Raw genomic sequence first — 23,762 nt, 5'->3', positions numbered from 1 at the left:
ACGGCGCAACGCGCGTACCGTTCCGGCGTCCGCGGCGCTGACACGCTGGGCGCCATGACCAGCCGCCGCACCGCCGTGACCGTCCTGCTCCTCGCCGGCCTCGTCGCCGTACTCGTCGGCACCGTGCGCGCGGACGACTACCACTCCGCCCCCGGGCGGCTGTCCCTGTGGTACGCGGCCGCCTGGCTGGTCTTCGCGGCAGCTCTGTGGACGCTGCGGAAGGCACCCGCCCGGACGGCGGTGGTGCTGGTCATGGCCGGCTCGGTCGCCGTCGCCGCCACGGGTCTGGTCGCACCGCCGCGCACCAGCACCGACTCCTACCGGTACGCCTGGGACGGCCGGGTGCAGGCGGCCGGGACCTCTCCGTACGACCACGTCCCCGCGGCTCCCGAGCTCGCCCCGCTGCGGGACGCCTGGCTCTTCCCCGAGGGGCGTGCCGCCTGCGCCGGGCCCGACCGTGCGCCCGTGGGCGACGGCGTGTGCACCCGGATCAACCGGCCCCGGGTGAACACCGTCTACCCGCCCGTGGCAGAGGGCTACTTCCTCCTGGTCGAGGCCCTGTCGCCCGAGGGCGCGCGGCACAAGCCGCTGCAGACCGGAGGGGCACTGCTCTCGGTCGCCACCGCGGCCGCGCTGCTGCTGGTGCTGCGTCGCCGCGGTGCGCCGTGGAGAGCCGCCTACTGGGCCTGGTGCCCGGCGGTGCCCGTCGAGGCCGTGAACAACGCCCACGTCGACGTCCTCGGCGTGCTCTTCTCCGTCGCAGCCCTGGCGGCCGTCGTCCGGCACAGGGCGGCGGGCGGGGCCCTGCTGGGGGTGGCCGTCGCCACGAAGCTGCTGCCCGCCGTGCTGGTTCCGGGCGCGCTGTCCGGTGTGCGGCGCGCCCGGGACGCCCTGGCCGTGCTGCTGCCGGCGGCCTGCGTCGTCGCCGTGCTCTACCTGCCGTACGTGCTGGTCTCGCGGGGCTCGGTCCTCGGTTTCCTCGGCGGCTACGTCCGGGAGGAGGGCTACGACGACGCCTCCGCCAGGAACCGGTACGCGCTTCTGCGCCTGCTCCTGCCGGACGACTGGACGTTCCCGGTCGTGGCCGCGGCGATGCTGGCCGTCGTGGCGTACGTGGTCCTCCGCGGGGATCCGGAGCAGCCGTGGAGCGGCGCGCTGGTGGTCACGGGGACCGCCTTCCTGCTCCTGACCCCCGGCTATTCCTGGTACGCCCTGCTCGTCGTCGCCCTGGTCGCCCTCGACGGCCGCGGGGAATGGCTGGGCATCGCCGTCGCGGGAGCGGCGAGGTACGTCACCGGCCGGGCGTTCCCCGGGGACGCCGACACCGTGGGCACCATCGCCTACGCGACGGCGGCGGCCGCGGTCCTCGCCGGGTGGGCCCTGCGGAGGCGGACCGCCCGCGGCCGCCCGTCCGGGACGCGTCCGGGTCGTCCGGCCCCCGCGGAGCCGTCGGGAAACACCGGGAGGAGCGCCTGACGCGGTCGGCGCACGCCCCTTGACGGGCGGTCGGGCAACCTGCCCGACCGGGTGATCGACGACGTGGCGGAGGGGCCGGCGGACCACTCCCCGACGTCCGGACCCAGGACGGCGCGTCAGCTCTTGAGCGGCAGGATCGCCGTGGGCGCGTGGCCCGGCTCGGTCGCGATCTCCTCGAACTCGGTGACGTCGCTGATGTCCGCGGTCCGGCTCATCGCGATGTTGGTGATCCGCTCCAGGATCGCCTCGACGACGACCGGCACCCGGTGCTCGGCGGCCAGCTTCCTGGCCTGCTCGAAGGCCGCGCCCAGTTCGCCCGGGTCGGTGACGCGGATCGCCTTGCAGCCCAGGCCCTCGGCGACCTTGACGTGGTCGACCCCGTAGACGCCGAGCTCGGGTGAGTTGATGTTCTCGAACTCCAGGTTGACCTGGAAGTCGATGTCCAGGCCGAGCTGCGCCTGACGGATCAGCCCCAGATAGGAGTTGTTCACGAGGACGTGGACGTAGGGGATCCTGTGCTGCGCGCCGACCGCCAGCTCCTCGATCAGGAACTGGAAGTCGTAGTCGCCGGAGAGGGCGACGACGGGGGTCTCGGGGTCGGCGGTGGCCGCGCCCAGGGCGGCCGGGATGGTCCAGCCCAGGGGCCCGGCCTGGCCGCAGTTGATCCAGTGTCGGGGCCGGTAGACGTGCAGCATCTGCGCGCCGGCGATCTGGGAGAGCCCGATGGTGGTGACGTAGCGCGTCTCCGGGCCGAAGACCTTGTTCATCTCCTCGTAGACGCGCTGCGGCTTCATGGGGATGTCGTCGAAGTGCGTACGACGCTGCAGCGTGGCCCGGCGCTCCTGCGTGGAGGCGGCCCACGCGGAGCGGTCGGGCAGCCTTCCGGCCGCCTTCAGCTCCTTGGCGACTTCCACGAAGAGCTCGAGCGCGGCCCCGGCGTCCGAGGTGATGCCGTAGTCGGGCGCGAAGATCTTGCCGATCTGGGTGGGCTCGATGTCGACGTGGACGAACTTCCGTCCGCGGGTGTAGACGTCGAGCCTGTAGCCGGTGTGGCGGTTGGCCCAGCGGTTGCCGATACCGAGGACGAAGTCGGACTCCAGGAAGTTCGCGTTGCCGTAGCGGTGGGAGGTCTGGAGGCCGACCATGCCGGCGTTGAGCTCGTGGTCGTCGGGGACGGTGCCCCAGCCCATCAGGGTCGGGATGACCGGGGTGCCGGTGATCTCGGCGAACTCGACCAGCAGGTCGGAGGCGTCGGCGTTGATGATGCCGCCGCCCGCGACGATCAGCGGACGCTCGGCTTCCAGGAGGAAGGAGAGCGCCTTCTCGATCTGGGCGCGGGTCGCGGCGGGCTTCCAGACCGGCAGCGGCTCGTACGTCTCGGGGTCGAACTCGATCTCGGTGAGCTGGACGTCGATCGGCAGGTCGATGAGGACCGGGCCGGGGCGGCCGGAGCGCATCAGATGGAAGGCCTGCTGGAAGACGCCGGGAACCTGTGCCGCCTCCAGGACGGTCGTGGCGGCCTTGGTGACCGGCTTGGCGATCGACGCGATGTCGACGGCCTGGAAGTCCTCCTTGTGGATCACGTGCGTCGGCGCCTGTCCGGTGATGCACAGGATCGGAATCGAGTCACCGATCGCGGAGTACAGACCGGTGATCATGTCGGTGCCGGCGGGACCCGACGTACCGATGCAGACACCGATGTTGCCCGGGTTGGCGCGGGTGTAGCCCTCGGCCATGTGCGAGGCGCCCTCGACGTGGCGGGCGAGGGTGTGGTCGATGCCGCCACCCTCCTTCAGGGCCTTGTAGAAGGGGTTGATCGCCGCGCCCGGCACACCGAACGCGTGGCTGACGCCTTCACGCTTGAGGATCTCAACAGCCGCTCGGGCGGCGGTCATACGAGGCATGGAGTGCTCCTGCTTCGGCCTGGCGGATCGGGCTCTGTCGCGCCACCTGAGAGCGTCGATTCCGTGCTGGTTCCCTGATCGTCTTCCGCAGCCTCGCGGCTTCTTCCGTAATACGGAAGACATCTTCTACTATTCGGAAGTAATGTAGGTGGCAGGCCGAACGGCGTCAAGGGATGGGCCGACCGCCGATGGCCGAACTCCCTCCCCAAGGAGTCGCGGTTGGTGGACGATGGACCAGGAGGCGTGCCCGGAAGCGCCGGAGGGGGACGGACATGGGAGATCACGTACCGGTGCGCTGTCCGGTGTGCCGCCGCGCACACACGTTCGCGTCACCCGTCTATCCGTGCGCCTGCGGGGCACCGCTCGCCCCGCCCCTGCTGCAGGGCGCTCCGGCCGAACCGATCCGCCACCGCACCTGGACCGACGACTGGGTCACCGTGCGCTGTCCGGCCTGCGCGCGGCAGGACCAGTGGCCGCAGCCGGAGCTCGGCTGCCCCTGCGGCACGGTGCTGCGCATCCCGGTACGGCCGGTGACCGCCACACCCGAGCCGTCCGCGGGCGCGGCCGCGGCGCACCGGACCTCGGCCACCGCGTCGGGCGGCGCAGGCGAACCCTTCGCACCCGGGACCGGTGGGGCGGGCGGCCCGGGCGGCACCGGCACCCCCGCCCCGGGCGCTTTCGACTCCCAGGACGCGGAACCGGCCGATCCTTTCGCCCCACCGGCGCGGGTCCCGCTGCCCTCCGGCTCCACGGACGGGCCGTCGGAGGAGGACTGCCCCCTGGCCGTGCCCACGCACACCGGTCCGCTGCCCCGGCCCGTCTTCCGTCCGGTCACGATCCGTACGGCACGCGACGCGGTGACCGCCGCGGCGCAGTACCTGCGCTGGCTGGGGTTCCAGGAGGTCGTCCAGCCCGAGGAACGGACGACGTCCGGGATCGACCTGCGCGCGCGGGAACTGGTCGCCCAGGTGGACCCGACCACACGGCCCGTCACCCTGCGGGCCGTGGAATGCCTCTGGCTGAACGGGCTCAACTCCTCCGCCAGGAGCGTCCTCTTCTCGCTCGCGGGCTACTCGGCGGACGCGCGAGCGCGGGCGGACGACCTCGGGGTCCCGCTGTTCGTCATGGATCTCACGGGCGCCCCCGAGCCGGTGAACGGCCCTGCGCGGGACCTGATCTCCTCCGGCGCCTGACCGGCCGGCGCCGGATGCGGCGGTCGCCTGCGGACCGGCCGGCGGGTCCACGGACCGGCCGACTCCGCGCCGTGCACGTTCCCGGACCCACCCCGTGCACGTTCCCGGACCCGCCCCGTGCAACCGGAACCGGCTACGGACCGGGCCCGACCAGGCCGCGGCCGCGGACCGAACCCGGCCGTGCGCAGAACACGACCCGCGCAGTGCACCGTCCCGGCCCGCACCGTGCACCGTCCCCGTTCGCCCCGTCCACCGCCGCCGGACACCGTCACCGGCCGAGGTCGTACGGGACGAAGCCCGCCCGAGTCGGGGGTCCGGCCGTGCGCCCGGCCCGTACGCCCGGCCGGTGCGCGATACTCCCCCGTATGCGCATCCGACCGGCCGAACCCTGCGAACTCCCGCTCCTCCAGGACATCGAGCGGGCCGCCGGCGAGCCCTTCCGCTCCGTCGGAATGGCCGCGGTCGCGGACGACGACCCCCCGCCGCTCGGGGAACTGGAGCGGTACCGGAGGTCCGGCGGCCTGTGGGTGACCGAGACGGGGGACGGCCGGCCCGTGGCGTATCTGCTCACCGAGCCCGTGGACGGCGCCGCACACATCGAGCAGCTGTCCGTCCACCCGGACGTCGCACGGCGCGGCCTCGGCCGGGAACTGATCGACCATCTGGCCGCTGTGGCGACGGACGACGGACTGTGCGCGCTCACCCTCACCACGTTCACCGAAGTGCCGTGGAACGCCCCCTACTACACCCGTCTCGGCTTCCGCACCCTCGGCGAGGACGAACTCACCGAGGGGCTGAGGAACATCCGGAAGGCCGAAGCCGTGCACGGGCTGGACCGCTGGCCCCGCGTGTGCATGCGGCGCCCTCTGTGACGCGATCGGCGGCCGGGCCGTGACCGCGAGCCCGCGGATGGCCGCCGGCCCTCAGTGCCCGTACGCCGTGCGCAGTTCCACCTTCCGCACCTTGCCGCTGACGGTCATCGGGAAGGTGTCGAGGATCTCCAGCCGGCGGGGGATCTTGTAGTGGGCCAGCCGTTCCCGGCAGAACGCGGTGATGTCCTCCAGGGTCGGCGGGTCGGCCGGGTCCCGCGGGATGACACAGGCCAGGATCTCCTCGCCGTACCTCTCGTCGGGGACGCCGACCACCTGGACGTCGGCGATCTTCGGATGGCCGTACAGGAACTCCTCGATCTCACGCGGGTACACGTTCTCCCCACCGCGGATGATCATGTCCTTGATCCTGCCGACGATCTGGACGTACCCGTCCTCGCGGATCACGGCCAGGTCCCCCGTGTGCATCCAGCGTCCGGCGTCGACGGCCTCCGCCGTCTTCTCCGGCTCGTTCCAGTAGCCGAGCATCACGCTGTAGCCCCGGGTGCACAGCTCGCCCGCCTCGCCCCGGGGGACGGTCACCCCGTCGACCGGGTCGACGACCTTGACCTCGATGTGGGGCAGCACCCGGCCGACGGTGCCGGTGCGGCGCTCCAGGTCGTCGTCGCGCCGGGTCTGGGTGGACACCGGGGAGGTCTCCGTCATCCCGTAGCAGATGGACACCTCCGCCATGTTCATCTCCGAGACGACCCGCTTCATCACCTCCACCGGGCACGGGGAGCCCGCCATGATGCCGGTGCGCAGCGAACTCAGGTCGTACGTCGCGAAGTCCGGGAGGTTCAGCTCGGCGATGAACATCGTCGGGACGCCGTAGAGAGACGTGCAGCGCTCCTGCTGCACCGCGCGGAGTGCGGCGGCCGGGTCGAAGGACGGTGCGGGGATGACGATGCAGGCACCGTGCGAGGTGGCGCCGAGGTTTCCCATGACCATGCCGAAGCAGTGGTAGAACGGCACGGGCAGACAGACCCGGTCCTCCTCGGTGTAGGCGATCATCTCGCCCACGAAATAGCCGTTGTTGAGGATGTTGTGGTGCGAGAGGGTCGCGCCCTTGGGGAAGCCGGTGGTGCCCGAGGTGTACTGGATGTTGACCGGGTCGTCGCAGGACAACTCCGCCGCACGGGCGTCCAGTTCGTCCGGCCCGGCGGCGGACGCCGACGACACCAGTGCGGTCCAGCTGTCGTCGCCGATGTAGTGCACCGACCGCAGCTCCGGGCAGTTGCCGCGGACCTCGTCGACGATCGCGCGGTAGTCGCTCGTCTTGTGCGAGAGCGAGGCGACCAGCAGGGAGATCCCCGACTGGTTCAGGACGTACTCCACCTCGTGGGCGCGGTACGCGGGGTTGATGTTCACCATGATCGCGCCGATGCGCGCCGTGGCGTACTGGACGAGCACCCATTCCGGACAGTTCACGGCCCAGATGCCGACCCGGTCGCCCTTGGCGACACCGCGTGCGAGCAGGGCCCGGGCCAGCTCGTCGACGTCCGCGCCGAGTTCCGCGTAGGTCCAGCGTCGCCCGGACGGGACGTCGACGAGCGCCTCCCGCTCCGGGTGCGCCTCGATCACCCGGGCCAGACTGCGGCCGATCGTGTCGCCCAGGAGCGGGACGGTGCCCGTGCCGTGCGTGTAGGACAGGGTCATCGCAGGTCCCCCTCGTCGTACTCGGCCGGGGAGCCCTGAGCGGTGCGCTCACGGAGCTCGATTCTGCGGATCTTCCCGGAGACGGTCTTCGGCAGTTCGGCGAACTCCAGCCGCCGGATGCGCTTGTACGGCGCGAGGACCGACCGTGAGTGCTCGAAGATCCGGCGGGCGGTGTCGGCGTCCGGCTCCCAGCCCTCCGCGAGCACCACGTACGCCTTGGGGACGGCGAGCCGCACCGGGTCGGGCGCGGGCACGACCGCCGCCTCCGCGACGGCGTCGTGCTCCAGGAGCGCGCTCTCCAGCTCGAACGGCGAGATCTTGTAGTCCGAGGCCTTGAAGACGTCGTCGGCGCGGCCGACGTACGTGATGTAGCCGTCGGAGTCGCGCGCGCCGATGTCGCCGGTGCGGTAGTGACCGCCCGCCATCACCTCGGCCGTGCGGTCCGGGTCGCCGTGGTAGCCGGTCATGACCCCCACCGGATCGGCCGCCAGGTCGAGCGCGATCTCTCCCTCGTCCGCGCCCGGCTTCCCGCTGACCGGGTCGAGGAGCTCCACGCGGTACCCGGGGCTGGGGCGGCCCATCGAGCCGGCCTTCACCAGCTGGCCCGGGCTGTTGGAGACCTGGACGGCCGTCTCGGTCTGGCCGAAGCCGTCTCGGATGGTCACGCCCCAGGCCCGCCGCACGGCCTCGATGACCTCGGGATTGAGGGGCTCGCCGGCGGCGACGACCTCGCGCGGCGGGGTGCGCAGCCGGGTCAGGTCCGCCTGGATCAGCATGCGCCACACCGTCGGGGGCGCGCAGAAGGCGGTGACGCCGGACCGGTCCATCTCCGCCATCAGCCGGGCCGCGTCGAAACGCGTGTAGTTGTGGACGAAGACCGTCGCCTCGGCGTTCCACGGAGCGAAGAGGTTGGACCAGGCGTGCTTGGCCCAGCCGGGCGAGGAGATGTTCAGATGGACGTCCCCGGGTTTCAGGCCGATCCAGTACATGGTGGCCAGATGCCCGACGGGGTAGGACACGTGCGTGTGCTCGACGAGCTTGGGCCGGGCGGTGGTGCCGGAGGTGAAGTAGAGCATCAGCGGGTCCCCGGCGCGGGTGGGACCGTCGGGCCCGAAGGCCTCCGGCGCCGCGTAGGCCTCCTCGTAGGGCAGCCAGCCGGTGGCGCCACCGCCGACGGCGATCCTGGTGTACGCGCCGGGCACCTCGTCGAACTTCGCCGTGTCGTCGGTGCGGACGATCACGTGCCGGACCCGGCCGCGCTCGATCCGGTCCCGCAGGTCGACCGGGCCGAGCAGCGGCGTGGCGGGGATGACGACCGCCCTGAGCTTCATCGCGGCGAGGGCGGTCTCCCACAGCTCGGCCTGGTTGCCGAGCATCACCAGGATGCGGTCGCCGGCGCGGACGCCCTGCTGCCGGAGCCAGTTCGCGGCCCGGTCCGAGCGGTGCCTCAGCGCGTCGAACGAGAGCACGGTGGAGGTCCCGTCCTCCTCGGCGATGTGCAGCGCCGGGCGGTCGTTGCCGTCGGCGATCGCGTCGAACCAGTCCAGCGCCCAGTTGAAGCGCTCGAACCGGGGCCAGGCGAAGCCCTCGTATGCCGCCGCGTAGTCCTCCCGGTGCCGGAGCAGGAAGTCCCGGGCCTCCCGGAACCTCGCCGTCTCGTCGCCTGACGTCATGTGTCCTCCTCGTTGCGGGACCGCTCACGAGCATCGTGTAATCAGTGACGCAGGTCTCACTACCCCCGTACGGGGGTGCTCCTTCCTCCTCGCGGGGATGGTGTGCCGTCGGGAGGACCGGAACCCATGACATCAGCGAGCTCGGCCACGCCGGCGGCGGACGCGGTGGAGATACGGGCCGCTCTGCTGCGGCTCCGCCGTTCCACCGGTCTGCAGATGGCCTTCGGCGGGCTGCTCCAGGAGCCGCTCAGGATGCGGATAGCGGAGCTGAACGGCGCGGTGACCGGAGCGCTGCGCGGGCTGGCGATCCGGTCCGGCAGCGGTCTCGGCGGCAAGGCCATCGCCCTCTCCCGCCCGTGCGCCGTCACGGACTACCGCGAGGCCCGGCACATCAGCCACGAGTACGACGTACCCGTGGCGGCCGAGGGACTGCGCTCGGTGCTCGCCGTACCCGTGGTCGTACGCCGCAGGGTGCGCGGCGTGCTGTACGGGGCGCTGCGGCAGCCGCTCGCCCTCGGCGACCGCACGCTGGACGCGGCGGTCGCGGCCGCGCGGGACGTGGAGCAGAACCTGGTCGTGCGCGACGAGGTCGAACGGCTGGTGGCGGCGGAGCGTGCGCCGGAACCCGAAGGGCGCGCCCGGGTGCGGGAGGAGGTGCGCGATATCCACGCGGAGCTCCGTGCGCTCGCTCCGGGGGTCGCGGACCCCGGACTCCGTGAACAGTTGCTCTCCCTGTGCGACCGGCTCACCGCCGCGGCCGGACCGGGGTCCGCGGTGGGCGACGCGGGCATCGCCCTGGCGCCGCGCGAGCTGGATGTGCTTGCCTGCGTGGCGACGGGTTCCACGAACGCGGCCGCCGCCGAACGTCTCGGTCTGCGCCCGGAGACGGTCAAGGCCTATCTCCGGTCGGCGATGCGGAGGCTGGGCACGCACAACCGCCTGGAGGCGGTGGTGGCGGCGCGGCGCGCGGGCCTGCTGCCCTGACGGCGGCGCCCGTCGCCCGAGGGCCGGGATCGGCGGCCCGGTTCGGCGGCGTTCGTCGCACGGGTGGCGCGCCGACGGCGGCACTCGTCGCAGGACGGCGGGCCCTGGCCGGCGGGACGCCCGGCGAGGGCGGCACGGACGGGCGGGGAACGCGAAAGCGGGACGCGCCGAGAGGGGTACGGATGGTGTCGGTGGACAGGATGCTCGCCTTCGCGGCCATGTCGCTGCTGGTGATCGTGATCCCCGGGCCGAGCGTGCTGTTCGTGATCGGACGCGCGCTGGCGCACGGGCGCCGTACCGCCGTGGCGACGGCGCTGGGCAACGTCGTCGGGTCGTACGTCCTCGTCGTGGCGGTCGCGCTGGGGATCGGCTCGCTGGTCGAGACGTCGGCGACGGTGTTCCTGGTGGTGAAGTTCGCCGGCGCGGCCTATCTCGTCCATCTCGGCGTGCAGGCCTTCCGGCACCGCGGGGAGCTGCGGGCCTCGGCGATCGCGGCCGGAGCGGAAGACGGCGGACCGGCGGAGGGCTCCGATGGGGCGGGGCAGGGACATGCGCCGGCCGGCAGGGCGCGTGGTGATCTCCGGACGCTGGTGGACGGCGCGGTCGTCGGGGTCACGAATCCCAAGGGCATCGTCTTCTTCGCCGCCGTGCTCCCCCAGTTCGTGGACCACTCGCAGGGCGGGGTGACGGCGCAGATGCTGGTGCTCGGGCTGGTCCCGATCACGATCGGGCTGGTCACCGACACTCTGTGGGGGCTCGGCGCGGCGGCGGCCCGCAACTGGTTCGCCCGTTCGGAGCGCCGGCTGTCGCTGGTCGGCGGCGCCGGCGGCGTCGCCATGATCGGGCTCGGGGTGACAGTGGCGGCGACCGGCCGCTCGGACTGACGGGCGTCCCCGCGCGCTCCGGCTCCGCCGGAGGCGGCTCTCCGCGCTCGCTCCGCTGAGGCGGGTTCGGGGACCGGCGGCGACCTCCCGAAGGGCAGGCTCGCGGCGCCCGAGCGCGTGCAACCGCACGGCGGAGGACCGTCCTCGTACCGGACGCGCCGGGATGGCTGCGACGACGCGGCGGGTGCGCGCACCGGGCGTCGCGAGCCGGGCGGGAGTTCCCGGGAGCGGCCCGGGCACGCGGCTGCGGCGCGAGCACAGGCATGTGTCCGGCCCAGGTCCGGCCCGGCCCGGGTCGGGTCGGGTCCGTCAGGGGTACGTCAGGGAACGGCTCCCGCGGATCAGCGCCGCGTCAGGAATCCACCGCCGTACGCCGCCCGGGCCCGGTTCCGGGGCACTGTTTCGAGGCGCCGCCGCACACGGACGGCGAACGGAACTCCGCCCCGGAGGGCACCATGGACCATCTCGTCGTCGAGGACGCGGACCCCGACGAACCCCGGCCGGCAGGGCCGCTGTTCGTACCCGTTCGGCTCGGCTCTGCCGGGGGACGCCAGTTGTGCTACATGCGCACGCCGCTCGGCGTGCGCACCGCCGTGGGTTTCACCAGCGAACGGCGCCTGACCGGCGTCCTCGGTGCGCAGCAGACGTGGATCAGGCTCGCGGAGCCGGCGCTGCGGGCGCTCTCGGAGCCGCTGGGCGTGACCACGGTGACCGTTGACCCGCAGCTCACCGCCCCGGCCCCGGTTCCCGCGTCGCGGCCGACGGCCCCGGCCGCGCACGGCCCGGCCGCATGCGCACGCGTCGCCCGGCCCTGGGACCCGGACGCCGCCGGGGCGTTGCGGGTGACCGGCGCCGCACCCGTCGTGCGGCCCGCCGGCTCGGCCGTCGGCACGCTCCTCGGCCGAACCCCGGAGGTGTGACGATGAGCGCAGTACCCGTCGACCGTGCCGTACCCCCGCCCGGCGGCGGGCCGGGCCCCGCCGCGGCGTCCGCGCCCCCGTCCGTCTGGCCCGGGTCCGCCCTCCCCGCCCCCGGTGGTGACGTCACGGTGGCCGGGGTGTCCCTGGCCGGCCTCGCGGAGAGGTACGGGACGCCCACGTACGTCCTCGACGAGGACGAAGTCCGGGCCAGGGCGCGTGCCTGGCGCCGTGCGCTGCCCGACGCCGAGATCGTCTACGCCGCGAAGGCGTTCCTGTGCCGGGCCGTCGTCGACTGGATCGAGGAGGAAGGGCTCGGGCTCGACGTCTGCTCGGCGGGTGAGCTCGAACTCGCCGCGGCCCGGGGCTTCCCGCCGGAACGGATCGTCCTGCACGGCAACGCCAAGTCGCCGGACGATCTGCGCACCGCGCTGCGGCTCGGCGTCGGCCGGATCGTCATCGACTCGGAGAGCGAGGTCGCCGGCCTCGCGGCGCGGGTGGAGGGGCCCGGACCGCAGCAGGTGATGATCCGGGTGCTGCCGGGCATCGACGCCGGCGGCCACCGCAAGATCCGGACGGGTGCCGAGGGCCAGAAGTTCGGGCTTTCGATCGCGGAGGGCGACGCGGAGGACGCCGTCTCCCGGATCCTCGGTCAGTCCCGCCTGGAACTCGTGGGCCTCCACTGCCACTTGGGCTCGCAGATCACCACGCCCGAGCCGTACGCGAGGGCGGTGCGCAGGTTGGTGGCGTTCCTGGCCCGAATCCGCGACCGGTACGGGATCGCCCTGCGCGAGCTGGACCTGGGCGGCGGTTTCGCGGTGGCGTACCGGCCGGGCGACCCGGCGCCCGCGCCGGTCGCCTACGCCCGCCGCATCGACGGCGAACTGCTGCGGGCCTGCCACGAGTTCGACGTACCGGTGCCGCGACTGACTCTCGAACCCGGCCGCTCGATCGTCGCACCGGCGGGCGTGGCCCTCTACCGGGTGCTGTCGGTGAAACGGTCCGCCGGGCGGGTCTTCGTCGCGGTCGACGGCGGCATGAGCGACAACCCGAGGCCCGCGCTGTACGGGGCCCGGTACGCGGTGCGGCTCGTCGGCCGGGCGACGCAGGCCCCGACGCGGGAGGCGACCGTCGTCGGACGGCACTGCGAGGCGGGCGACGTGCTCGCGGAGGCGGCGGAGCTGCCCGGGGACGTACGGCCGGGCGACGTCCTCGCGGTACCGGCGTCCGGGGCGTACCACGTGTCGATGGCGTCCGGCTACAACGCGACCGGGCGTCCCCCGGTGGTGGCGGTGGCAGGTGAGGGCCGCTCGCGGCTCCTGGTACGGCGTGAGAGCGTCGAGGACCTGCTGCGGCGGGACGTGGGGCTCTGACGGCGGCGCCACGCCACGTCGTCGTGGTCCCGGGCCGGCCCCGAACGGCCCGGGACCACGCGCGTTTCCGTGTGCCCCCGCGCAGGGGCGTGCCCGCGTGCCGCCCGCCACGCGCCGGCCCGGGCGGTTTCCCCCGCCCCCCTCCGCAGGAGAGTGTTCCTCCACGCCGGCCCGGACCCACGCACTCCCCCGCCGCCGCCACAGGGGAGCAGCGGCGGCCTCCCCCGGCGGCTCCGGTGTCGCGCCTCAGTCCGTGAACTCCCCGAAACGCACGTCGTGGTCGGCCCCCGGAGCGACGATCCTCAGCAGGCGTTCCGCCTCCTCGGTCACGGCCACGCGCTCCGCCGCCGTGAGCCGGACGAAGCCCTGCACGGTGAGCGTCACGGCACCGCCCGCCTCCCCACCACGGACCGTCGTCCGTCCGCCGCTCCCCTTCCGCTCCTCGGTCCTCCAGATCCCGGCCACGCGACCGTCGACCAGGAGGACGCAGTGGGCCTGGTTCCCCTTCCACGTACGGTCCTTGAAGGCGTGCGGCACGAAGCGCGAACGGTCCCCGTGCGAGAGCAGGAGGTTGTCGAACTCGGGGAGCAGACGCGGCGGCGCGGGGGTGTCCGGGTCGGGCCGGGGCGCTTCCGGGAGATCGAAGAGCTCGACGCCCTTGTCGTCCTGGAAGGTCACGAGCTCGGGGCGCAGTCGCTCGAACGCCCCCTTGAGCCGCGTCAGCCCGGACCAGGCCTGCATGTCCTTGACCGAGGCCGGCCCGAAGGCGGCGAGATAGCGCCGTACGACCGCCTCGGGCTCGGGAGCCGGACCGACGGGCCGGCCGAACCACTTCTCCGCGGTGGTGAGCGTGACCTGTCCGCTCCTGCCCCACAGTCCCCGGGGCGTCGTCTGCACCAGCGGCAGCATGCAGCGCACGGCCGTGGTGAGCGCGAGCGGATCGGCGTCCGGCCACCGTTCGAGCAGCGCCGCGCGGAGTTCCCCGACCGGCCGGGGCCGTTCCTCGAGCAGTTCCCGGCCCACGGCGGCGAGCCGGTCCGGATCGATTCCGTCGAGTCGCTTCGTGAACATCCGCAGTTCGCGCTCGGGTCCGCCGGGCTGCGCGAAGGACCGCAGGGTGAGGCAGTCGTGCGCACTGTGGGTGTGGATGGTGGAACGCATCGTGACCATGCGCGCCACCGCGCGGGACTCCATGGGTCCCGACAGCTCCTGCGGGCGGAAGCCGTGCAGCCGGGCGGCGAGCGCATGGTACGGGGGTCTGACGTTCTGCGCCTGGAGCCCGATCAGATGCTCGACGGCCGCTTCGGCGGTCATCCGGTTCCCCGGGTCGCGGCGCAGCAGCAGCTGACGGGCGAGGGTCGCGCGACCGAGGGCTCGGGGGCCGAGCACGGGTGGTGTCTTCGGGGCCATACCCGGACGCTACTCAGCCTTGCGGTCGACTTGTGTCCGCAATGACGATCCGGTTGCGGGCGGGGCGGGTCGGTCACGGGCGGAGGCGGGTCGGTTTCGGACGGAACCGCGCCCGGCCACGAACGGGTCGATTCCGGGCGGCCCCGGCCAGGTCCGCCATGACCGCGGGCGGTGGCCGCCGCTCCCGGCGCGGGCCCACCGGCGGTCCCGCCATGCTGCCGCCGACGAGCCCGGATATCCTGCCCGTGCCGGTCAGGAACGCATGTACACGGCGAGAACGCGGGTAGAGGGGCGTGTACGCAGAAGCGCGGCGCTCGCCTCGCTCGCACGGGAGGTGACCCAGGATGCCCCGACGAGCCCGTTCCGCCCCGGCCTCGAAGCGGCAGTCGTGGCGCCGCCGGGTCCCCCCCACCGCGTCCCCGCCCAGGCCGCCCGAGCCCGCGGCGCCGGCGCCGTCCGAGTGGGCACGCGAGGAGCAGGAAGGGCGCAGCGTCGTCCAGGCCGCTCTCTACCGCGACGGGCGCCGGGTGTCGTCGCCGTCGTCGCTCGCCGAGACCTTCCGGCTGCTGCGGGAGGACCCGGACGGCATGGCCTGGATCGGCCTGCACCGGCCGACCGAGGTGGAACTGCGGGCGCTGGCGGAGGAGTTCGACCTGCACGAACTGGCCGTCGAAGACGCCATGGAGGCCCATCAGCGCCCCAAGCTGGAGCGGTACGGGGAGACCCTCTTCGTCGTCCTGCGCGCCGCCCGCTACCTCGACGCCCTGGAGGAGGTCGACTTCGGCGAGCTGCACGTCTTCGTGGGCCCGGACTTCGTGATCACGGTCCGCCACGGGGCGGCGCCGGACCTCTCGGCGGTCCGCCGCCGCATGGAGGCGGACCCCGAACTGCTCGCCCTCGGCCCCGAGGCGGTGCTCTACGCGATCCTCGACGCGGTCGTGGACGGGTACGCGCCCGTCGTCGCCGGTGTGCAGAACGACATCGACGAGATCGAGACGGAGGTGTTCGGCGGCGATCCCGCGGTGTCCCGCCGCATCTACGAACTCTCCCGCGAGATGGTCGAGTTCCAGCGTGCGACCCGGCCGCTGGTCGGCATGCTGCACGGTCTGATGGCGGGCTTCGCCAAGTACGGCACGGACGAGGAGCTCCAGCGCTACCTCCGCGACGTCGCCGACCACGTCACGCACATCAGCGAGCGCGTGGACGGGTTCCGCCAGGCGCTGGCGGACATCCTGACGGTCAACGCGACCCTGGTGACGCAGGAGCAGAACGCGGAGATGCGGGCGCTGGCGGAGGCGGGCTTCGAGCAGAACGAGGAGATCAAGAAGATCTCCGCGTGGGCGGCCATTCTCTTTGCACCCACTCTGGTGGGAACGATCTACGGCATGAACTTCGACGCGATGCCGGAGCTGAACTGGAACTACGGCTACCCCTTCGCGATTCTGCTGATGGCGGCGGTGTGCACGAGTCTGTACTTCATCTTCAAGCGGCGGGGCTGGCTGTAGCGGGGAGCGGCCGCTTCTCGCCCCACTCCCGCCGTTCGCGCCTGTTGCGGGCTCGGTCGGCCTCCGCCACGTCCTTGCCGCCCCGGGATCGGGCCGCGGAGGGGACGCGGCACAGTGGGCGGGGGTAGGAAGCGAACGGCCGGAAGGGACGGCGATGGTTCCGGAGCTGCTGCCGGAGGCATCGGCTCGGCGGTACCGTCGGCCGGCAGCACGGGCGTGCCGGGGCGAAGCTGTGCGGATCCTTCTTCTGCCCGTCCTTGCACGGAACCCTCGCGCTGGTCGTCACCGCGTTCGACGTGGCGGGGGGCGACGTCAAGGACCTGGTGGCCGATCTGGCCCGCGGTCTTCGGACGTCCGGGATCGTCCTCGGGCTGCGCCCCGCCCCGGGAGGTGTCGCCACATCCCCCGCCTTCCGATGGGCGATGAGCGCCGGATACGCGCTCGCTGCAACGCTGTGCGTGTCGGCGCTGATCGCCGCCTCGGCACGCCCTCCGCTGCTCCTGGCCGCACTCGGCGCCCTGCTCGCGGGCACCGTACCGCTGGTGCGCCACACGGCCGTGCGCGTCCTCGCACCCGGCGGAAGCAGCGTTCTCTTTCTCCTCGGGCCGTTCCTGGCCGTGCTCTGCGCGACCGCTGCGTGGGCGCAGCAGCCGGTTCAGATCGTCGCGGCCATGGGGGTCGTGACCGGTACCACGGCCGTCGCGGCCGTGGGTCGTCTCGTCCTCGGCCGTGCCGCCGGGCGTGGGGCGGCCGCGCGCTGACGGCAGACCGGGGCACTGTCGCCGAGCCCTCCGGTCCGCGCGGGGCGTGCCCCGTCCCCGTGTCCTGGCTCGTTCCTCCCGTGTCCGGGCGCAGCCCCTCGGCATCTCGTGCCCGCGAACGCGAAACCGCCGCCCCGCCTCACGGCGGTGCGGCGGCTCCGATGCGCCCCGCGGTCGTTGCGTTCGCGGGGACAGCGCGTCGGCGGGGCGACGGGGCGACGGGGCGACGGGGCGACGGGGCGACGGGGCGACGGGGCGACGGGGCGACGGGTCAGCCGACCGCGTCGGGTGCCGGGCCCACCAGTTCCTCCAGCACGTCCTCCATGGTGACGAAGCCGATGACCGTGCCCTTGGTGCCGGTGACCGCGGCGAGGTGGGTACCGGCGCCCCGCATGGCGGTCATGGTGTCGTCGAGGGGGGTGTCGATGGCCACCTTGATGATCGGGTGAAGTGCTGTGCGCGGGAAGGGCTTCGTGCGCTCCGCGACGCCCAGGGCGTCCTTGATGTGCAGGTAGCCCAGGATCGCGCCGCCCTCCGCGACCACCGGGAGGCGGGAGAACCGGTGGGCGACGGACGCCCGTTCCAGGCCCTGGGGGGTGATGCCGGCGTCGACGGTGAGCATCTTGTTGAGCGGCACCATCACCTCGCCGACCGGCCGGGTGCCCAGTTCCAGCGCGTCCTGGAGTCGCTCGCCGTCCTCCGGTTCGAGGAGCCCGGCCTCGCTGGAGTCCTTGACCAGACGGGCCAGCTCGTCGTCGGTGAAGACCGAGGCCACCTCGTCCTTCGGCTCGACCCGCAGGAGCCGGAGCAGGGTGTTGGCGAAGGCGTTGATGCCGAAGACCACCGGCCGCAGCGCCCGGGTCAGCGCCACCAGCGGGGGGCCGAGGAGGAGCGCCGTCGGCGCCGGGGCGGCGAGGGCGATGTTCTTGGGGACCATCTCGCCGACGAGCATGTGGAGATACGTCGCCAGGGTCAGCGCGATGACGAACGCGATCGGGTGGATCAGCGCCTCGGGCACGCCGATGGCGTGGAACGGAGGCTCCAGCAGATGGGCGATGGCCGGTTCGGCGACGGCGCCGAGCACCAGCGACGACACGGTGATGCCGAGCTGGGCCGTGGCCATCATCGCGGACAGGTGCTCGATGCCCCAGAGGGTGGTCCGGGCACGGCGGTTGCCCTTGACCGCGGCGGGCTCGATCTGGCTGCGGCGCACGGAGATCAGGGCGAACTCGGCGCCGACGAAGAAGGCGTTGGTGACGAGCGTGAACGCACCGATCAGCAGTTGCAGGGTGGTCATCGGGTCTCCTCCACGCTCTCGGCCGCGGGGGCGGTGACGCGGACGCGGTCGGCGCGGTGGTGCTCGGTGTGGAGCACGGCCAGCTGCCAGCCGTCGACGTCGAGACGGTCGGCGGTGGTCGGGATGCGCTCCAGCCGGGCGGCGATCAGTCCGGCCAGGGTCTCGTAGGGGCCGTCGGGCGCCGCGAAGCCGATCTCCCGGAGCTGGTCGACGCGGACGCTGCCGTCGGCGTCCCACACCGGGCGGCCGTCGAGCGCCGGCTCGGCGGGCGCCAGGTCGGGCGTCTCGTGGGGGTCGTGCTCGTCGCGGACCTCGCCGACGACCTCCTCGACGATGTCCTCGACGGTGGCGACACCCGCGGTGCCCCCGTACTCGTCGATGATCACGGCCATGGTGCGGGCCCTGCGCAGCCGGCCGAGGAGCTTGTCCACGGGCAGCGAGTGCGGCACCAGCAGGGGCGCGGTCGCCAGGTCGGCTATCGGCGTCAGGGGACGCTTGTCCTCGTCCAGGGCGAGGACGTCGCGGATGTGCACGGTGCCGATGACCTCGTCGAGGCTGTCCCGGTAGACCGGGAAGCGGGAGAGACCGGTGGCGAGGGTGAGGTTCGCCGCGTCGGCCGCCGTGGCGTGCACTTCGAGGGCGCGGACGTCGACGCGGGGCGTCATGACGTTCTCCGCGGTGAGCTCGCCCAGGTGCAGGGTGCGGACGAACAGCTCGGCCGAGTCGGCCTCGATGGCGCCTTCGCGTGCCGAGTGCCGCACGAGCGCGATCAGTTCCTCGGGGGTACGGGCGGACGCCAGCTCCTCGGCGGGCTCCAGCCCGAAGCGGCGCACCAGCCGGTTCGCCGTGTTGTTCAGGTGGTGGATCAGCGGTCCGAAGGCGGCGGTGAAACCGCGCTGCGGCCCGGCCACGACCCTGGCCACGGCGAGCGGGCGCGAGATCGCCCAGTTCTTGGGGACGAGCTCGCCGACCACCATCAGGACGACGGTCGAGATCGCGACGCCGAGGAGCGTCGACACGGTCGGCACGGCGCCCTGGGGCAGTCCGGCCGCCTCGAGGGGGCCGCGCAGCAGTGCCGAGACGGACGGCTCGGCGAGCATGCCGATCACCAGTGAGGTCACGGTGATGCCCAGCTGGGCACCGGACAGCTGGAGGGTGAGGCGCTTCACGGCCTTGAGGGCGCTCTCGGCGCCCCGGTCGCCGGACCGGGCCGCACGCTCCAGCTCACCGCGCTCGACGGTGGTGAGGGAGAACTCGGCCGCGACGAACACGGCGCAGGCCAGCGTGAGCGCCAGGGCCACGAGCAGCAGGAGCACTTCGGTCACCGTGCCACCTCCCTGCCCTCGGAGAACGGCGGGCGGGACGGGGCACGGCTGGGACTGGGAGGTTCACCCATTGCGGGTCTGCTGCTCCTTCGCTGCTCGATGGGCCGGGGTCGGCCCTGCTGGGGTCATGGTCGGGACAGTGTCCGCCGCACCATGGTAAAGGACGGGTAAAGCGCCTGGCCATTCCCTTTGTACTGGCCATCCGTGAGGCGTTTTCGGCCGTTCCGTCACCGGCGCCCGTGTGCACGGTCCGCGGCGCGCGCTCCCCTCCTATGCTTCTACATGCGTGTAGATAACGCCAGGGCGGTACGGGATGTTCCCGGGACGGACACCGATGCTCCCGGCCCCGGTCCGTCCGCGCGGCGCCGCCGCTTCCCGCAGAACCCACGCGTACATGAAGGAGTGAACGCCACGATGGTGTTCAAACGACTGTTCGGCTCGCTCGGCGTCGGAGGCCCGGCTGTGGACACGGTCCTCACCCCCGGAGCCGTCGCGCCGGGCGGCAGCCTCACCGGCGAGGTCCGCCTCGAGGGCGGGGACGCCGCCCACGACATCGAGCACATCACCCTGGAGTTCGTCGCCCGTGTGGAAGCGGAGGGTGACCACGGGGAGCACGAGGGAGACGTCGCCTTCGAGCGGTTCACGGTGGGTGGCGGCTTCCGGCTCGACCGGGGCGCACGGCACGTCGTCCCCTTCGCGATGACCGTGCCCTGGGAGACGCCGGTGACCGAACTGCACGGCCAGGCCCTCGGCGTCGTGCTGGGCGTGCGTACCGAACTGGGCGTGGCCGGCGCCCGGGACAAGGGCGATCTGGACCTGCTGGCCGTACGTCCGCTCCCGGTGCAGGAAGCGGTCCTGGAGGCGTTCGGGCAGCTCGGCTTCGGCTTCCGGTCCGCCGACATCGTGTACGGGCACCTCGGCGGCGCCCTGCCCTTCCACCAGGAGATCGAGCTCACCCCTCCCCCGCAGCACGCCCGTGCGGTCGACGAGGTCGAGGTCACGTTCCTCGCCGGCCCCGGCGGCATGGAGGTGGTCCTCCGGGCCGACGGGCGCGGCGGGCTGTTCGCGGGGGGCCACGACGCGGTCGGCCGCTTCACCGTCGCCCACGAGGAGGCCGGCCACGCGGACTGGAACGCCAGGGTCGGCACCTGGCTGCACTATCTGCTGGAGCACCGCTCCTCCCCCGTCGCGCACGGGTCGCACGGCGGCCACGCCTCGCACGACCTGTTCCACGGGACGGGCCACGAGGGCGGTCACGGCGACCACCACGGCGGGCACCACCACCACGGCCCCGGTACGGGCGCCGCCGTGGCCGCCGGTGCGGCCGGTCTCGCCGTCGGCGTGGGCGCGGGCATCGTCGGCGCGGAGATCGTGGACGAGATCGGCGACGCCTTCGAGGAGGACGGGGCCGGAAGCGACGGCGACGAGGGCTGACGAGGGTCACGCGCGGCCACGGCCGGGCACCGCACCGGCGCGGAACGCCCGGCCGCCGGGCACCGTACGACTGCCGGGGAGCGCGGACGCCGGGCGCCCGGCGCCGCCCGCCCGGGACACGGTCTCGCCGGGTGCCGGGTGCCGGACCACCACTAGCGGGACCCACCCGGCCGCGCCGCGCGCCCTCCGGGCCGTACGCCCCGGGTCCGAGTGCCGCAGCCGGCCGTCGGCGCCCACGCGCCGACGCCGTACGCCGGCTCAGGGCCGGACGGCGACTGCCCCGAAGGCCCTTGCATGACGATCCCCCGAAGCCGGCCTCGGGCCGTGCACCCCGGCTCCGGGTGCCGTACCACGGCCACCGCGGCCCGGCCCCGCGTTCCCGCGGCGTCGCGCGGCGGCCGGCCCGCCCTCCTACAGCGGAGTCGCCGCCTTGAGCACCAGGAACAGCGCCACGGCCGAGTTCGCCGACGACAGCGCGGACACCGCGGCCCCCGCCGCGGCCGTCCAGAGCGCCGCGCCCGCCGCGGTGTAGGCGGGCGGCCAGGTCCGGGCGGGCGGAACGGGTCCCAGCAGAGCGGCGACGCGCCGTGGCACCGGCCCCGAGGCGAAACCGGCCGGCACCGGGAACGGGCTGCCCCCGGTGACCAGGGCCGCCTTGCCCACCGCCCGGGCCATCACGCGCCGGTCGCCGATCGCCCCGGCGGCCTCCTCGTCCGCCCAGCGTTCCGCGCAGTAGACCACGGCGGTGTGCAGGGGCCGCAGGAACGGGTTCGCGCGGGCCGCCAGCCGGGCCGCGAGGAGGTGGCGGTGATGCCCCGCGACCAGATGCGCGCGCTCGTGCGCGAACAGGGCGCGGCGCTCACGCGAGTCGAGGCGGGCCAGCATGCCGGTGGACACCACGATCCGGCCCCGCGCCGCCCCCCGGCCGCCGGGCAGGGCGTAGGCGTACGGCGAGTCGTCGGGCAGCACCGCGACGGGCGACGCCGGCAGTCCCTCCAGGGCGCGTGCCGCCCGGCGCCGCACGCGGTGGTGCCGCCACACCGTACGGACCGCGGCCGCGGCCACGGCGATCAGTGCGGGGATCGCCGCCTTGCCGACGACCTCGTCGTACGGAACCGCCTCACGCACCTCGGGGTCGGACCAGGTGTCCGGCAGCGGGTTGCCCGGCAGTTGCGCTGTTCCCACCACCATGATGAGCGCGAGGCAGAGGGTGCTGCACAGGGCCATCAAGGCGCTGACCCCGGCCAGCAGACGCGTGGCCGTACGGGGATGCAGATGCTGTTCGGCCAGGCGCGCGATCGGCCACGCCGTCAGGGGCAGCACCAGCGGCAGGAAGACGAAGACGCCCACCCGGTCACTCCTCGGGATCGTCGTCCGTGTGGCCGAGCAACTCGCGCAGCACCTGCTCGTCCTCGGCGGACAGGGAGGTGACGAAGCTGGTGAGCACCGCCTCCCGGTCCCGTTCGCCGTCGAGGACACGGCGCATGCGCAGGGCGGCGAGACCCGCCTGGTCGGCGGTGGCCTCCCAGGCGAACGACCGGCCCTCCCGCTGCCGGGTGACGGCGTTCTTGGCCTGCAGCCGGGAGAGGATGGTCATGACGGTGGTGTACGCGAGGTCCCCGGGCAGTCGCTCCTGCACCCAGGCCGCCGTGACGGGGCCCGGTGCGGTCCTCAGTACGGTGAGCACCTGCGCCTCGAGCTCGCCCTGGCCGCGCCGGCGACCGCCGCCCGCCGGGAGCGAGCCGGCCGTTCCCCGGTTGCCCAACTCCGTCTCCCTCCGGCGTCGTCCGCGTCTTCGCGGCCTCATCGTACTGATTCACGGCGAGTCGCGGCGCGTCGGCCGGCCGCCAACTTCTACACTGCTGTAGATTTTGCCCTGTCCGCAGTTCCGCCGACCGGGTGCGGTTGCGCCCGGTCGCACAGATGAGGAGAACCGGCATGGGCGTGAGCCTCGCCAAGGGCGGCAACGTGTCACTGAGCAAGGAGGCGCCGGGACTGAGCGCGGTCCTGGTCGGACTCGGCTGGGACGTCCGCACGACCACCGGCACCGACTTCGACCTCGACGCCAGTGCGCTGCTCCTGGACGACTCGGGCAAGGTCGCCTCGAACGGGCACTTCGTCTTCTACAACAACCTCACCAGCCCCGACGGCTCCGTCCAGCACACCGGCGACAACCTCACGGGCGAGGGCGAGGGCGACGACGAGCAGATCAAGGTGGACCTGGCCGCGGTGCCCGCCGACGTCACCAGGATCGTCTTCCCCGTGTCCATCCACGACGCCGAGGCGCGCAGCCAGAGCTTCGGCCAGGTCCGCAACGCCTTCATCCGCGTCGTCAACCAGTCCGGCGGGGCCGAACTGGCGCGCTACGACCTCTCCGAGGACGCCTCCACCGAGACCGCCATGGTGTTCGGCGAGCTGTACCGCAACGGCGACGAGTGGAAGTTCCGCGCCGTGGGCCAGGGTTACGCATCGGGGCTCACCGGCATCGTGTCCGACTTCGGCGTGGCGGTCTGACGCGCGGACCCCGTCGCACGGCAGAACGCCGCCCCGGGGCGAACGGCATCGCGCCGTTCGCCCCGGGGCGGCCTCCTCCGCGGCGCCGCGGAGGTCAGGCGACGAGGGTGACGCCGCTCTCGTCCCGGGGCGGGGCGGTCTCCCGCGACGGCCCGGGAAGGGGACCGCCGCCGGCGGGCGGGGGCACCGGCACCGCTGCCGCCGCACCCTCCAGCAGCGCGTCGGCCCGCTCGATCGCGTCCTCGATGGTGCTCGTGGCCGTCATCACGCACAACGTGTAGGTCACGTCGTCCAGGGCACGACGGTTCTCGTCGTTCGTCGGTGCGGCAATGCGCAGGTCCGCGTAACGCGCCAGGAGGCTCCGAAGCGCCTTGGGGTCCGGCATCAACACAGCGTCCACTCCTTCTTCAGATGTGCTCACCATGTGCCCCGAAATCACCACCTCATGCACGGCATTTCAGGCGTCCCTCACACGACGCCACAAGCTCGCCCGTATGCCCGTACGGCCGGGGACACCGTGTTCCCGGCGGCGTTAGAGTGCCGGGGCCCACCCCTCGAACGGACGTCCCACAGGAAGACTGAGC

At 73.3% G+C, this 23,762-nt stretch carries 20 protein-coding genes; 11 read left to right on the top strand and 9 right to left on the bottom strand.

What is annotated here, in order from left to right; all coding sequences use genetic code 11:
- Window positions 1–54: 54 nt before the first annotated feature.
- Entirely contained in the window at window positions 55–1,476 is a 1,422-nt protein-coding gene (locus QRN89_RS27915; protein WP_290352169.1) for a glycosyltransferase 87 family protein, read from the top strand.
- Between the two features lie 116 nt (window positions 1,477–1,592).
- Here QRN89_RS27915 and gcl read toward each other — a convergent pair whose 3' ends face one another.
- On the bottom strand, window positions 1,593–3,380 hold the full coding sequence (gcl, locus tag QRN89_RS27910) for a glyoxylate carboligase (RefSeq protein ID WP_290352168.1): 1,788 nt from the start codon (window positions 3,378–3,380) through the stop codon (window positions 1,593–1,595).
- Window positions 3,381–3,652: 272 nt separating this feature from the next.
- Here gcl and QRN89_RS27905 point away from each other — a divergent pair, with 272 nt between their 5' ends.
- Both QRN89_RS27905 and QRN89_RS27900 read left to right on the top strand, forming a co-directional pair.
- Window positions 3,653–4,573, top strand: a complete 921-nt coding sequence (locus tag QRN89_RS27905; protein ID WP_290352167.1) for a hypothetical protein — start codon at window positions 3,653–3,655, stop codon at window positions 4,571–4,573.
- Window positions 4,574–4,938: 365 nt separating this feature from the next.
- Window positions 4,939–5,445, top strand: coding sequence for a GNAT family N-acetyltransferase (locus QRN89_RS27900; protein ID WP_290352166.1), 507 nt, complete (start codon window positions 4,939–4,941; stop codon window positions 5,443–5,445).
- Between the two features lie 51 nt (window positions 5,446–5,496).
- On the opposite strand, the gene QRN89_RS27895 is transcribed toward QRN89_RS27900, so the two are convergent.
- Together QRN89_RS27895 and QRN89_RS27890 are read right to left on the bottom strand one after the other, a co-directional pair.
- Entirely contained in the window at window positions 5,497–7,101 is a 1,605-nt protein-coding gene (locus QRN89_RS27895) for an AMP-binding protein (RefSeq protein WP_290352165.1), read from the bottom strand.
- Window positions 7,098–8,774, bottom strand: coding sequence for an AMP-binding protein (locus QRN89_RS27890; RefSeq protein WP_290352164.1), 1,677 nt, complete (start codon window positions 8,772–8,774; stop codon window positions 7,098–7,100). The genes QRN89_RS27895 and QRN89_RS27890 overlap by 4 nt, the downstream gene beginning before the upstream one ends.
- A gap of 126 nt (window positions 8,775–8,900) precedes the next feature.
- On the opposite strand from QRN89_RS27890, the gene QRN89_RS27885 reads away from it, so the two are divergent.
- The 4 genes from QRN89_RS27885 to lysA all read left to right on the top strand — a co-directional run bounded on the left by QRN89_RS27885 (window position 8,901) and on the right by lysA (window position 12,932).
- Complete coding sequence (locus QRN89_RS27885) at window positions 8,901–9,758, top strand: helix-turn-helix transcriptional regulator (protein WP_290352163.1); 858 nt, start codon at window positions 8,901–8,903, stop codon at window positions 9,756–9,758.
- A gap of 182 nt (window positions 9,759–9,940) precedes the next feature.
- Window positions 9,941–10,642 (top strand): LysE family translocator, encoded by a 702-nt coding sequence (locus QRN89_RS27880; RefSeq protein WP_290352162.1) that lies wholly within the window; start codon window positions 9,941–9,943, stop codon window positions 10,640–10,642.
- A gap of 455 nt (window positions 10,643–11,097) precedes the next feature.
- Entirely contained in the window at window positions 11,098–11,562 is a 465-nt protein-coding gene (locus QRN89_RS27875) for an SAV_915 family protein (RefSeq protein WP_290352161.1), read from the top strand.
- Between the two features lie 2 nt (window positions 11,563–11,564).
- Window positions 11,565–12,932, top strand: a complete 1,368-nt coding sequence (gene lysA, locus QRN89_RS27870; protein ID WP_290352160.1) for a diaminopimelate decarboxylase — start codon at window positions 11,565–11,567, stop codon at window positions 12,930–12,932.
- Window positions 12,933–13,178: 246 nt separating this feature from the next.
- On the opposite strand, the gene QRN89_RS27865 is transcribed toward lysA, so the two are convergent.
- Window positions 13,179–14,342 (bottom strand): winged helix DNA-binding domain-containing protein, encoded by a 1,164-nt coding sequence (locus QRN89_RS27865; protein WP_290352159.1) that lies wholly within the window; start codon window positions 14,340–14,342, stop codon window positions 13,179–13,181.
- A 344-nt stretch (window positions 14,343–14,686) separates the two neighbouring features.
- Here QRN89_RS27865 and QRN89_RS27860 point away from each other — a divergent pair, with 344 nt between their 5' ends.
- Together QRN89_RS27860 and QRN89_RS27855 are read left to right on the top strand one after the other, a co-directional pair.
- Window positions 14,687–15,847, top strand: coding sequence for a magnesium and cobalt transport protein CorA (locus QRN89_RS27860; protein ID WP_290352158.1), 1,161 nt, complete (start codon window positions 14,687–14,689; stop codon window positions 15,845–15,847).
- A gap of 257 nt (window positions 15,848–16,104) precedes the next feature.
- Window positions 16,105–16,608 carry a hypothetical protein gene (locus QRN89_RS27855; RefSeq protein ID WP_290352157.1) on the top strand — a complete coding sequence of 168 codons (504 nt, stop codon included), beginning with the start codon at window positions 16,105–16,107 and terminating at the stop codon, window positions 16,606–16,608.
- Between the two features lie 271 nt (window positions 16,609–16,879).
- Here the strand turns inward: QRN89_RS27855 and QRN89_RS27850 are convergent, their stop codons facing one another.
- Window positions 16,880–17,905: a hemolysin family protein gene (locus QRN89_RS27850; RefSeq protein WP_290352156.1), complete on the bottom strand. Its 1,026-nt coding sequence runs from the start codon at window positions 17,903–17,905 to the stop codon at window positions 16,880–16,882.
- Window positions 17,902–19,230: a hemolysin family protein gene (locus tag QRN89_RS27845; protein ID WP_290352155.1), complete on the bottom strand. Its 1,329-nt coding sequence runs from the start codon at window positions 19,228–19,230 to the stop codon at window positions 17,902–17,904. Before QRN89_RS27845 ends, QRN89_RS27850 begins: the two co-directional genes overlap by 4 nt.
- Before the next feature lie 414 nt (window positions 19,231–19,644).
- On the opposite strand from QRN89_RS27845, the gene QRN89_RS27840 reads away from it, so the two are divergent.
- Entirely contained in the window at window positions 19,645–20,664 is a 1,020-nt protein-coding gene (locus tag QRN89_RS27840) for a sporulation protein (RefSeq protein ID WP_290352154.1), read from the top strand.
- A gap of 411 nt (window positions 20,665–21,075) precedes the next feature.
- Here the strand turns inward: QRN89_RS27840 and QRN89_RS27835 are convergent, their stop codons facing one another.
- Together QRN89_RS27835 and QRN89_RS27830 are read right to left on the bottom strand one after the other, a co-directional pair.
- Window positions 21,076–22,014, bottom strand: a complete 939-nt coding sequence (locus QRN89_RS27835; RefSeq protein ID WP_290352153.1) for a M56 family metallopeptidase — start codon at window positions 22,012–22,014, stop codon at window positions 21,076–21,078.
- A 4-nt stretch (window positions 22,015–22,018) separates the two neighbouring features.
- Window positions 22,019–22,429, bottom strand: a complete 411-nt coding sequence (locus tag QRN89_RS27830) for a BlaI/MecI/CopY family transcriptional regulator (protein ID WP_290352152.1) — start codon at window positions 22,427–22,429, stop codon at window positions 22,019–22,021.
- 173 nt (window positions 22,430–22,602) lie between these two features.
- Here QRN89_RS27830 and QRN89_RS27825 point away from each other — a divergent pair, with 173 nt between their 5' ends.
- Window positions 22,603–23,178 carry a TerD family protein gene (locus QRN89_RS27825; protein WP_290352151.1) on the top strand — a complete coding sequence of 192 codons (576 nt, stop codon included), beginning with the start codon at window positions 22,603–22,605 and terminating at the stop codon, window positions 23,176–23,178.
- 94 nt (window positions 23,179–23,272) lie between these two features.
- On the opposite strand, the gene QRN89_RS27820 is transcribed toward QRN89_RS27825, so the two are convergent.
- A complete protein-coding gene (locus QRN89_RS27820) occupies window positions 23,273–23,563 on the bottom strand; it encodes a DUF5133 domain-containing protein (RefSeq protein WP_290352150.1) in 291 nt (96 codons plus the stop codon).
- Window positions 23,564–23,762 lie beyond the last annotated feature (199 nt).

This window comes from Streptomyces sp. HUAS CB01, assembly GCF_030406905.1.
Classification (GTDB): domain Bacteria; phylum Actinomycetota; class Actinomycetes; order Streptomycetales; family Streptomycetaceae; genus Streptomyces; species Streptomyces chengbuensis.
This window is presented reverse-complemented; position numbering and strand designations above follow the sequence as displayed.